The organism is Veillonella parvula DSM 2008 (assembly GCF_000024945.1).
In the GTDB taxonomy this organism is placed as follows: Bacteria; Bacillota; Negativicutes; order Veillonellales; family Veillonellaceae; genus Veillonella; species Veillonella parvula.
On the sequence record NC_013520.1, the window covers coordinates 1,225,177 to 1,237,744 of the forward strand.

The 12,568-nt window shown below is 40.2% G+C and carries 7 protein-coding genes; 1 reads left to right on the forward strand and 6 read right to left on the reverse strand.

From position 1 onward, the window contains the following. Positions 1-45: 45 nt before the first annotated feature. Positions 46-1,254, reverse strand: coding sequence for a tyrosine--tRNA ligase (gene tyrS / locus VPAR_RS05375; protein ID WP_004697206.1), 1,209 nt, complete (start codon positions 1,252-1,254; stop codon positions 46-48). A gap of 157 nt (positions 1,255-1,411) precedes the next feature. Between tyrS and VPAR_RS05380 the strand changes: the two genes are divergently transcribed. Next, positions 1,412-3,502 (forward strand): transglycosylase domain-containing protein, encoded by a 2,091-nt coding sequence (locus VPAR_RS05380; protein ID WP_012864473.1) that lies wholly within the window; start codon positions 1,412-1,414, stop codon positions 3,500-3,502. A 157-nt stretch (positions 3,503-3,659) separates the two neighbouring features. Here VPAR_RS05380 and VPAR_RS05385 read toward each other — a convergent pair whose 3' ends face one another. The 5 genes from VPAR_RS05385 to VPAR_RS05405 all read right to left on the reverse strand — a co-directional run bounded on the left by VPAR_RS05385 (position 3,660) and on the right by VPAR_RS05405 (position 12,540). Next, positions 3,660-6,038, reverse strand: a complete 2,379-nt coding sequence (locus VPAR_RS05385; protein WP_012864474.1) for an endonuclease MutS2 — start codon at positions 6,036-6,038, stop codon at positions 3,660-3,662. Between the two features lie 13 nt (positions 6,039-6,051). After that, the gene (locus VPAR_RS05390; protein WP_012864475.1) at positions 6,052-8,475 is read right to left on the reverse strand and encodes a U32 family peptidase; all 2,424 of its coding nucleotides are present in this window, start codon (positions 8,473-8,475) and stop codon (positions 6,052-6,054) included. A gap of 87 nt (positions 8,476-8,562) precedes the next feature. Continuing rightward, on the reverse strand, positions 8,563-11,007 hold the full coding sequence (gene pheT / locus VPAR_RS05395; protein WP_012864476.1) for a phenylalanine--tRNA ligase subunit beta: 2,445 nt from the start codon (positions 11,005-11,007) through the stop codon (positions 8,563-8,565). Positions 11,008-11,016: 9 nt separating this feature from the next. Next, on the reverse strand, positions 11,017-12,039 hold the full coding sequence (gene pheS, locus VPAR_RS05400) for a phenylalanine--tRNA ligase subunit alpha (RefSeq protein ID WP_012864477.1): 1,023 nt from the start codon (positions 12,037-12,039) through the stop codon (positions 11,017-11,019). Positions 12,040-12,075: 36 nt separating this feature from the next. Further along, positions 12,076-12,540, reverse strand: coding sequence for a PaaI family thioesterase (locus VPAR_RS05405; protein ID WP_012864478.1), 465 nt, complete (start codon positions 12,538-12,540; stop codon positions 12,076-12,078). Between the last annotated feature and the right edge of the window lie 28 nt (positions 12,541-12,568).

The following is a 12,568-nucleotide window of genomic DNA, read 5'->3' on the forward strand; positions in this document are numbered from 1 at the left end:
TAAAAAAACTGTGACAAGGTTTCTGCACCTCATCACAGTTTTATATTAGTTAAATTTAATTTTTAGGAATTTGCGTTTACCGACTTGAAGGATCATGCCGTCTTCAAGAGTAATGTTTTCTTCGCTATATTTTTCGCCATTTACTTTGAAAGCACCTGCTTTAATGGAGCGACGGGCTTCACCATTGGATGCTGTCAAACCGGCATCTGTACAAAACTGTGGTACAAAGATTGGCTCTGTTGGCGCATCCATAGCATATTCAGGAATATCTGTAGGCATAGCGCGTTGTTGGAATACGCGTTTGAATTCCTCTTCCGCCTCCAAAGCAGCCTCTTCACCATGGTACAAACGAACGATGGTACGAGCCAATTGCATCTTGGCATCACGCGGATGCAATTCACCGGATTCAAGACGCTTTGTCATGTCTTCCTGATCTTCGATAGACATATCGGTAACGAGCATGAAGTAACGCATCATCAATTCATCAGGTATGGACATCGCTTTACCATACATTTCTTTAGGTTCTTCATCAATACCAATGTAGTTGCCTAAAGATTTACTCATTTTTTGAATGCCGTCAAGGCCTTCAAGCAATGGCATTGTAATAACAACTTGTGGCTCTTGACCTTCTAATTCTTGTAAATGACGCCCCATCAACAGGTTGAAAGTTTGGTCTGTGCCACCAAATTCAACGTCTGCATGTAATGCAACAGAATCGTGACCTTGCATCAATGGGTACATGAACTCATGCACGCCAATAGGACGACCTTCTTTAAAGCGTTTGCTGAAATCATCGCGTTCCATCATACGTGCAACTGTATAGGAGCTAGCCAAACGAAGTACGTCAGCAAAGTTCATAGATTCTAACCATTCGCTATTGTCACGAACGATTGTTTTTTCTGGGTCTAATACCTTGAAGATTTGTGTTTTATAAGTTTCAGCATTTTTCAATACTTCTTCTTTTGTTAATGGTGGACGAGTAACACTTTTACCAGTAGGATCACCAATACGAGCAGTGAAACCACCGATGACGATCACTACTTGATGACCAAATTCTTGGAATAAACGCAGCTTGCGAAGAGGAACAGTATGTCCCAAATGAATATCTGGAGCCGTTGGATCCAAACCTAGTTTTACAACTAGTGGTTTATTTTCCTTAATGGATTTCTCTATTTTTTTTACAAGATCTTGTTCGTTAATTAAATCCGCTACACCATGTTTAATTTGGCGCACTTGTTCTTGAGCACTAATCATGATAATCCTCCTAGAAATACTATTGTTTTAGTATACCATTATCTAAAAACTTTCACAATTATATATAGTATTGGATTTAAACCATTTATGATATAATATTTATAACTGCGTAATAGAATTTACGTTATATTTACTAAAAGAAAAAAGAGGTGACTCTATGAGTAGTAACTCAAATACGAGAGCCAATCGCCGCTCAAATGGTAATGGTTCTACGCCGAAGAAAACAAATCCTAAGCGTCTATTTTGGATTTGTACACTTCTCTTTATACTCATCGTAGCCGGTGGTGGCTGTGGTTTCATAAGTGCCACATTATCAAATCTACCGGATGTATCCAATGTACGCCCTTCTGCATCGTCTCAAATTTATGACGTGCACGGCAATCTCATTACTACGGTTCACTCCACAGAAAATAGATTGCCAGTACCTCTAAAAGATGTACCAAAAGATTTACAGAATGCCTTTGTAGCTACAGAAGATTCCCGTTTCTATACGCATCATGGTATTGACCCAATTGGTATTTTACGTGCTGTATGGGTAAACATTGTACATAGCGGTGTATCTGAAGGTGGTTCCACAATTACTCAACAATTAGCTCGTAATGCATTCTTATCCCAAGATAGAACATTAAAACGTAAAATTTCCGAAGCATTATTAGCGCTTAAAATTGAACAACATTACACCAAGGATGAAATCCTTGAAATGTATATGAACCAAATCTACTTTGGTCAAGGTGCTTACGGTGTACAATCTGCATCTCATGTATATTTTGGTAAGGATGCTAGTGAGTTAACACTTGCACAAGCGGCGCTCATTGCTGGTTTACCACAAAGCCCTAACTATTACTCCCCATTCAATGATTTAGAGGCTAGTAAAAAACGTCAAGCTGTCGTATTAGGCCAAATGGTAAAATATGGTTATATTACACAAGAGCAAGCTGACGAAGCTCGTCAAGCAGATTTAGGTTTAATAGCTAAACAAGAACAAGCTCATGAGAAATCTAATGCATCTTACTTCATTAACTATGTTATTTCTCAGATTTCTGAAAAGTACGGCGATGATGCCATCTATAAAGATGGGTTAAAAATCTATACTACTCTCGATATGGATGCACAAAATGCTGCTGTTGCAGCAATGCAAAACTTGCCTAATTACTACACTGATAAAAATGGATTATCTCAACCACAAGGTGCTATAGTAGCCATGAACCCTCACAATGGTTACATTGTAGCCATGGTCGGTGGTCGCGGTGATGACGCTTTCAACCGCGCTACACAAGCAGAACGTCAACCTGGTTCCACTATGAAACCTTTCGTTTACTTAGCAGCTATTCAATCAGGTAAGACTCCTGGCTCTATAGTTGAGGACAGTCCTGTTACCTTCGGTAATTGGAGCCCTAAAAACTATGAAAACGACTACGAAGGTAATATTACATACCGCTACGCATTACAACATTCTCGCAATGTAGCAGCTGTAAAAGTTGCCGATGAAGTAGGTATGACTAAAGTTATCAATCTTGCTAAAGAAATGGGTATCTCTACTCTAACTGATCAAGATTACAACTTATCGACAGCACTTGGCGGTTTAACTCATGGTGTTACACCTCTTGATATGGTACAGGCTTACGGTGTACTTGCTAATGGCGGTATCAAGGTTCAACCTACAGCCATCCTTAAAATTGTAGATCGCAACGGCCAAGTTGTAGAAGAAAACTCTATCCAAGAAAAACGCGTTATTGATGAAAAAGATGCGGCCATCATGACTAATATGCTAGAATCTGTTATAAATGGTGGTACTGGCGGTAATGCAGCCATCGGTCGTCCTGCAGCAGGTAAAACAGGTACTACTGATGACTCCAAAGATGCTTGGTTCATAGGTTACACTCCAGATTTAGTAGCTGCTGTTTGGATTGGTGATGACTACGGCACCGAAACATTACACGGTATTACGGGTGGTAGTACACCTGCTGTTATGTGGGGTCAATTCATGTCCAATGCTCTTGCCAATACTCCGGCCTCTGACTTCCCTGTCCCAGCTAGCGCACAAGCAGCAATCTCTGAAGGTTACGTCAATCCTACAAAGGCACAACCTAAAAAAGAAGATAAAAAGGACGAAAAAGCAGATAAGAAAGATGATACAGGCAAAGCAACAGATGAAAAAATAAAAAGTAATGACAAGTCTCAAAAAGAAGAGGTCACAGAGCAAAAATCAAATTCATCGAAAAATAAAAAGTCTAAAAAGGAACGCTAATTCAACAGTAGTTTCTAAAAGGGCGGAACTCAGTGTTCCGCCCTTTCTTTTTATACATATTTACTATCTAAATATTATCTCTATAAAAAGGTAGCAAGCCATAAGAGCTGATATGTACCCTTTTATTTCCATATACAATTTTCTGAAGATTATATTTTTATTTAAGAACTACATTCGTAGCCCCTGCACCACCTTCATCATAACCGGCTGTTTCAAAGTGCGCTACATGAGGCAAGGTACGTAAATATTGGTGAACGCCTTCACGTAATGCACCTGTACCCTTACCATGAATAATACGCACTTGATTAACACCACCAAGCAAAGCTTGGTCAATGAATCTACCTACAGAAACGATCGCTTCATCTACTGTTTGACCAAGAATATTAATTTCCGTACGGACTTCTTTTTGACGTTGTACTGCCGAGCCACCCATACGTTTTCTTGTTTTAGGCATAACTGCTTTTTGTTCACGTGCGAGTTTGTTGCCTTCTTCACGTGTAGTAGATTGTAATTCGCTAACCTTAACGGTGGCTGTTAGCCCATTAATATCAACATTCACACGATTACCATTGATAGATAACACAGTACCTAACGAACGCAAGGATGTAACATAAACAGCTTGGCCAACCTTAATAGCATCTGCAGTTAACGACTTACGCTCATCATCCACTGGAGCTTCTGGTACATGAACACTAGAAATTCCCATACGTGCTGCATTAATAGCCGATTGACGCCTATCCTTATTTGTTTCAGAGAATTGCGTTTTCAATTGCTTGATAATCGCTTCCCCTTCAACGCGTAAACTACGTTTCATGGATTCTGCATCGGCCTGAGCTTTAGATAAGATTTGTTTACGTTTTTCATTAAACTGTTTCTTTTCCTTCTCTAGTTGGCCACGCATACGACGTGTTTCATCAAGCTCTTTCTTTAACGCTCTTTCACGTTCAGAGGCTTTACGAAGTTGTTCGTTTAAGTCGGAAAGAACTTCTTCCATTTCATGACTACCAAATTGAGATTTATACTCTGTTGCGCGTTCTACAATGTCTTTTGGTAAGCCTAAACGTGCAGCAATGCTTAACGCATGGCTACTGCCGGCTACGCCGATATGGAGTCGATATGTAGGTTTTAAGGTACGCTCATCAAACTCTACGTGGCCATTTTCAATACCTTCCGTATGGTACGCATAATTTTTAAGCTCATTATAATGGGTACTTACCACCATAAGGGCACCTTTTTTACGGAAGAACTCAAGAATAGATACGGCAAGTGCACTACCTTCTTCTGGATCAGTACCAGACCCAAGTTCATCCAGTAAAACCAAGTCGTTAGGACCACAATGTTTGATGATGGAAATAACTTGTGTCATATGAGCAGAGAACGTACTAAGGCTGGCCTCAATACTTTGCTCGTCTCCAATGTCGGCAAAGATATTATGGAATACTGGTAACATAGAACCGTGATCAGCAGGGATAAATAGACCACATTGATTCATCAAGCTCAACAAGCCCAATGTTTTAAGGGAAACTGTTTTACCACCTGTGTTAGAACCAGTAATTAGTAAAATACGGTACGATGTACCTAATTGAATATTTGTAGGCACTACCATATTTGGTGGAATTAATGGGTGACGAGCTCTCATGAGATTAACTGTTCTGTCAGTACTTAAGATTGCCGGTACACCCTTGTAAGAAATAGCAAGGCTCGCCTTACCATATACAAATTCAATATGGGATACCTTTTCACAAGCATCCATCAAATCATTGCTATGTTGTTTGACAAGGGCCGATAATTCGCGGTAAATACGCAATACCTCTTGCTCTTCACCAATTAATGCCTCTTGTAATTCATTATTTAGATTCACCAAGCGCATCGGTTCAATATATAAGGTTTGACCCGTTGCAGAACGGTCGTGAATGAGACCATCAAAGTATTGGCGATACTCCTGTTTTACAGGGATTACGTAACGATTGTTACGCTGTGTAATAATCGCTTCTTGGAAATACTTTTGATTATCCTTGTCGTGCAAAATAGCTTGAATATCATTTTTAATCTTTTCACGAGTTTTAATAATCGTATTTCTAAGGCTAGCCAATTTAGGAGATGCTGTATCAAGCAATTCCCCTTTCTCATCAAAGACGCGTTTAAAACGGTTTTCAATGCGATCTGTATTTGGCATATCCTGTACCCATAGGGATAGCAATGGATAATCCATATATTTCATTCTAAAGAACTTTATCATGCGCTTATAAGCACCAATGGTCAAATAAATGTCCCACAAGGCTTCACGTGTAAGAACAAAGTCTTTGCGACTCTTTTTGCAAGATTCACGAATATCGCGTGTACCGCCTAACGGCTGTTCTACCTCTGTTTGCAGTGAACGCATCGCTTCTGCCGTCTCATCAAGGTTTTCTTGAATGGTCTTGGCATCTGTCATCGGTTCAATGTGCATCGCTAATTCTTTAGCAATGGTAGAACTACAATGTTGTTGTAATTGTTCTTTTATATGGTGAAAGTCTAATACATCTTCGTTAAACAATGTACTACCTCTTTTATAAAATACCTCTAAAATAGTGGCCCCTTGTAATAGGCGTATCATCCTTGCCTACACTCTTAGGAGGAGCCTCTTTTGTTCCATTTTGAATGGATACATAATCTGCTACGATAATACGCAATCTCTTTGGATCCATATGACGCCCATCGATACGCAAAATATGTAGCCCTTTTCGATGTAACTCTGGCACATACGCGCGCATATCCATTTCATGACTGTTCATGATGTGCATACGGCAATACGGATCCGTACGAAGTGGGAACACTTCCCCTTTACGGTCCTTCAATGCGTAATCTTCCTTTACACACGGCATAGGGCAATTTTCTTTTTTACCAGTCCCTACAAAGCTAGCGATGGCACAGTATTCAGAAATCATCATTTCCGTATAACCATGAACCATAACCTCTAATGGCAAATTAGTAGATTTTTGTAAGCTTACGAGTTGCGTCAAGGTTAACTCTAAGGATGGCGCTATACTACTCATATTAAAGTCTTGCCATACTTGTAGTGCAGAGCCATTAAATATATTAAGACCTGTATCGGCTTCAACAGCACCGGTATAACCTAAATCACGGAGCCATAGTAATGCTTGTGGCACGTGAATAGAAATGCTATCCGCTTTAGCCTCTACCATGGTCTTAAGCGTATTCATATACGCCTTTACTTCATCATCTTTCACGACGCGAGGGGTAGCAAATACACAAAGTACATTATGGTCTTTGCAAAGTTTAGCTACCTGCTCGTAGATGCTAAGTTCATAAGGCTTACGTTGTAAACGGTCACCACCGAAGATAATCTTCTTAGCGCCCCCTTCAATAGCTGCTTTCACAGCCTCTAGTTCATCAACGCGAGCACTCACCATAGGCTCAGTATATTGAATACTACTCTTAGCCACTATAGAAGACATATCTTGAGGCTCTGTAGCTAGCTCAGCCCATGCTATTTCATGGTCTGTAATCAACAAGTTTTCTAATGCCTCTACAGCATCGCGACGCAATGCATTTAACACACTAGCTGGCCACATATAAGGTCCATCAGGAATAGACATAGAGCCAAGCGTAAATAATGTATTGCCTAATCTACCTACTTGGTCTGTAACCTTCTCTAATGTAGTCGGTTTATTGTTAGCATAAACCGGTTCAAACTCATTAGATACAGTCACAGTACGCCCATCATTCAATACAAAGGTAAGGTCTGTGCAAGGTTGTTCTCGATCTGTATTAATAGATAGATAACCATGTACCTCTAATTTAGCACTGAAATCTTGTAAGCCTCGTTGCTTTTGAGATTTTGGCGTAGATGCTAAAAATACTTGTCCCGCTGCAAACCCTTCATCAGGTTTGCCTACAAAATGCTTTTCATCCATTAAGGACCAATTCTGATCAATTTGATAATACGTAATACTACCAGAATCTTGCATTACCTTTAAAAGTGATCCTTTTTCAATCGGTTCTGTTAGAAATAAATGAACTTGACCCTTTTTGACCTCTGCTTTGCCTATCAATTTCCCTTGATTATTTGGGGCTACCACGGTCATCATTGATTTTCCTACATGGTCTGTTAAATAATCCGTAGAGAATCCACGATTAAATCCAGAAGCTAATGCATCGGCATCAGTAGAATCTATATGAGCCGTATCTAAAATATGACGATAGGTCCCAATAACTTGACGCACGTAGGAAACCTTTTTCATACGCCCTTCTACCTTAAAGGACGTAACACCGGCCGCCACAAGTTCATTCATATATTCACTATAGTTAAGATCCTTTGGACTTAATAGATAGGCTTCGTGTTTTGGCAACAAGCTAGTACCTGAAGAATCCAATAACTCATAAGGCAAACGACAAGGCTGTGCACAAGCACCACGGTTACCACTGCGACCACCAATAAAAGAACTCATTAAGCATTGACCAGAATAACATACGCACAACGCACCGTGTATAAAGACTTCGATTTCAGCTGTACAGTTCTTGCAAATATGTTCAATTTCAGCGAGGCTCAATTCACGAGCTAAAACGACACGTGTAAAACCGAGACTTTCATAAAAACGAACAGCATCGAGTGTGGCCGCCGTCATCTGCGTACTGCCGTGAAGATGCAACTTAGGGGCCACCTGTTGCGCTAATTTAGCCACAGCCAAGTCTTGCACGATGATAGCATCGACACCGATGCACTCTAACTCCTTCAAATACTCAGCAAGGGTCGTAAGTTCAGAATCACCTATGAGGATATTTACCGTTACATACACAGACACATCTAGAATATGGGCCAAGCGAATAGCCTCGGTTAATTCCTCAATTCCAAAGTTTGCTGCATGAGCACGTGCGTTAAAACCCTTACCGCCTAAATAAATTGCATCCGCCCCGGCCTCTAACGCGGCTATAAAGTTTTCCATCGTACCAGCAGGAGCCAATAATTCCATGGACAGTCCTTTCTACCTAACTAAAGGCATAACTATAGTACTAAAAGGGTTTACCATACGGTAAACCCTTTCAATATACTGCTGAGATTAACGTAATCTGCAGTTAATTTCTGCTAATGCATCAATAATAGTTTGAATATTACCGTCAATATCCTCATCATTCAACGTACCTTCCATAGAGCGGAATTGTAAGTTGTATGCGAGACTGCGGTAACCTGCTTCGATATGTTCACCTTCATAAACATCAAAGATAGATGCACTTTCTAAATATTCTCCACCATGTTCTTTAATGATAGATAAAATTTCACCACTAGATACGGACACAGGTGCAACGATGGCAAGGTCACGGCTAGTGCCTGGGAATTTACTGAAGGATGTATAACGGAACGGTGGAATCGTTAAGGATAATACGGCTTCCAAATTGATTTCAAACATATATACTTTACCAGGCAAATCAAAGTTTTTGCTCACTTGTGGATGTAATTCACCATATTGAGCAATCATTTTACCATCAACTACGTATTGAGCACTCACACCTGGGTGAAAGTATGGCTCAGTGCCGCGATTAACTTCATAGCTTGTAACGCCTAGTTCAGTTAACAACGCATCTACAATACCTTTTACATCATAGAAATCTGTAGTGCGTTCTGCTTGATTCCAACCAGCTTGGTTTGCCTTGCCCATCAATATACCACAAGACATAGGTCGTTCATGAGGTACTTCTGTTAAAGGTAAAGCTTTTGGTTCATATACATTAGCTGTTTCAAATAACCAAAGATCCTTATTTTGTTGCGCAATATTGCGTTTTGCTGCTTCAATAACAGCCGGTACCAATGTTGTACGCATATAAGGGAATTCTTCGGAAATAGGATTCAAGATTGGAATGGCTGTATAACGGCTATCCCCTTCAGGAAGCATCATATTGGAAAGACCATCTTTATGCATGAAGCTAAATGTAATGATTTGAGTCATACCCAATTTAGCTAATGCATGTGTAACCTCTTTAGTAAGAGCTTTCTTAGGTGTCATGCCACCAGAGGACAATACCGCAACAGGGATTGTAGGCGCAATATTATCGTAATTGTAGATACGAGCCACTTCTTCGGCGATATCAGGCATCACTGTTACGTCACCACGCCATGTTGGAACGAGGGCAGACAACTTGTCGCCCTCTTCTGTTACAACGAATTCAAGGGCTGTCAAAATACGAACCATTTTGTCTTTTTCAATGTTTGTACCCAAGTAATCATTGATTTGTGCTGCTGTGAAAGTAACTGTATGTTGTTCTACAGGATTTTTATATACATCAATTACACCTACACCAACTTTACAAGTAGGGCAAATTTGTTGCAATAATTGCGCCGCTCTGTCGATAGCATAGGCGGTGTATTTATGATTTACACCACGTTCAAAACGGCCAGATGCTTCAGAGCGCATGCCAAGAGCTTTAGCAGTGCGTCGAATAGATGGACCATTAAATACAGCAGCTTCAAACATAACTGTGGTCGTTTCGTTTGTCACTTCACTATCAAACCCACCCATGATACCTGCTACACCTACTGGACGTTCAGCATCAGCAATAATAAGCATGGAGTCATTCAATTCGCGTTCAGAACCATCAAGTGTAACAAGCACTTCACCATTTTTAGCACGTCTCGCCACTAATTTATGACCTTTTACATGATCATAATCATAGGCATGCATAGGTTGACCAAGTTCTAACATAACATAATTTGTTACGTCTACTACATTATTGATAGGACGAATACCACTATTGCGCAAACGGTTTTGAATCCACAATGGAGATGGCTCAACCTTAACATCAGTTACTACGCGAGCAGTAAAACGAGTACAAAGATCATCAGCTTCGATGGATACAGAAGCTTTTCCTTCAATGGACTCGCCATTTTCGTTAACCATGATAACAGGGAATAAAGCTTTTTGGTTTGTCATCACCCCAAATTCACGGGATAAGCCAACCATAGAAAAACAATCTGCTCGGTTAGCAGTGAGTTCAAACTCATATACCGTATCATTTAAACCCAAAACGTCTTTTACATCAAGACCAATTGGTGTTCCTTCAGGGAAAATGTAAATGCCTTGAGCTTCTTCTGGCAATACTAAGTCGCTAGAGATACCAAATTCTGCAACGGAACAAAACATGCCTTCAGAAACAACGCCACGCAATTTACCTTTTTTAATTTCTGTACCATCTGCTAAGCGAGATTTATGATACGCTACAGGCACGATTTGACCTACTGCAACATTAGTAGCAGCCGTTACGATTTGTTTTATAACAGGTTCGCCTTCTTCTGTAAGGCATTCAACTTGACATACTTGTAATTTATCTGCATCTGGATGTTTTGTAATCTCCACGATTTTACCAGTATAAATTTTCTTGATGCCATTATCCATAGCAATGACATCTTCTACAGGAATACCAGCTTGTGTTAATTCATCGGCCAATTCTTGAGCAGGACGCTTCATATCCACAGGCACGTATTCGTTCATCCACTGTAAACTTGCTTTCATGAGTTCCTCCTAAAATTGTTCCAAGAATCGTACATCATCTTCAAAGAATAGACGTAAATCGTTAATGCCATATAAAAGCATAGCAATACGTTCTACACCCATGCCAAAGGCGAAGCCTTTAACCTTTTCAGGATCGTACCCATTAATACGCAATACATCGGGATGAACCATACCGCAGCCCAAAATTTCAAGCCAGCCTGTATGAGAACATACGCGGCAACCTTCACCACCACACATTACACAAGAAATATCTACCTCTGCAGATGGTTCTGTAAATGGGAAGAAGCTTGTACGGAAACGTACCTTTGTGTCATCACCATACATGTGACGTAAGAAGGACTCTAATGTGCCTTTTAAGTCAGCAAAAGTAATATGCTCATCTATGATGAGGCCTTCCACTTGATGGAATACAGGGGAATGAGTCGCATCATAGTCCCAACGGTAAACCTTACCAGGCGCAATCATACGGATTGGGCTATTAGGTTCATGACGTTGCATTGTACGAGCTTGTACTGGAGATGTATGCGTGCGCAATAAGAAGTTTTCTGTAATATAGAAGGAATCTTGCATATCACGTGCAGGATGATCTTTAGGCAAGTTTAAGCATTCAAAGTTGTAGTAATCTTGCTCTACTTCTGGACCTTCTTCAACGGTATACCCCATTTTCATGAAGAAGTCTTCAATCATTTCATTAACCTTTGTTAATGGATGGATATGACCAGCTTTTTGTGCACGGCCAGGCAATGTAATATCGATGCGCTCTTTTTCTAAACGAGCATTTAACTCTGCAGTTTCCATACGAGCTTTAACTGTATCAATTTCAGCCTCTAACGCTTCACGAACAGCATTAACAAGGGCCCCCGCTTTAGGACGTTCTTCTGGAGATAATTTACCAAGACCTTTTAATAAAGCCGTTACCTCGCCTTTTTTACCTAAATATTTAACACGTATATCTTGCAACGCTTGTTGATCAGCAGCGCCTTTGATGGCATCAAGAGCTTCTGCCTTAATACGTTGTAATTCTTGTTCCATTCAAGCATCCTCCTATTTGTAAAAGTCTAACTTATATTATACCAAATCAGGGTTATCTTCTTCAATAAAACGCCATGGTAAATCAGGTAATGGCTTCTCTTCTAGTACAAAAAATGTACCCCGTGCCAAGTGAACAAGTTCACCTAATTCATTATAAATACGAGCGGTAGCAACCATAGTAGTTTTATCGTTGTGCTCTACATTAGCTACACCACGCAATACAGCACCGCCCTTAACAGCTTTCACATAGTTACCATTAAGATCAATGGTGCTAACAGATTTTCCCAATGTAAAACAAGCAGTCCCCATCACACTATCTGCTAAGCCAATACATACGGCACCATGCAAATCCCCTCTAAAATTGCAGTAATCTGTTTCATTTGTTTGCAATGTCATTTCCGCATGACCTGGTTCCACTGCTGTAATCGCAGAATCTTTCACCCAAGAAAATGGGTTTTGATCTCGTAATTCGTTGAAATATTCTAACAATGTTGTAGCCATAAGGTTCTCCATTCTATATACATACCCA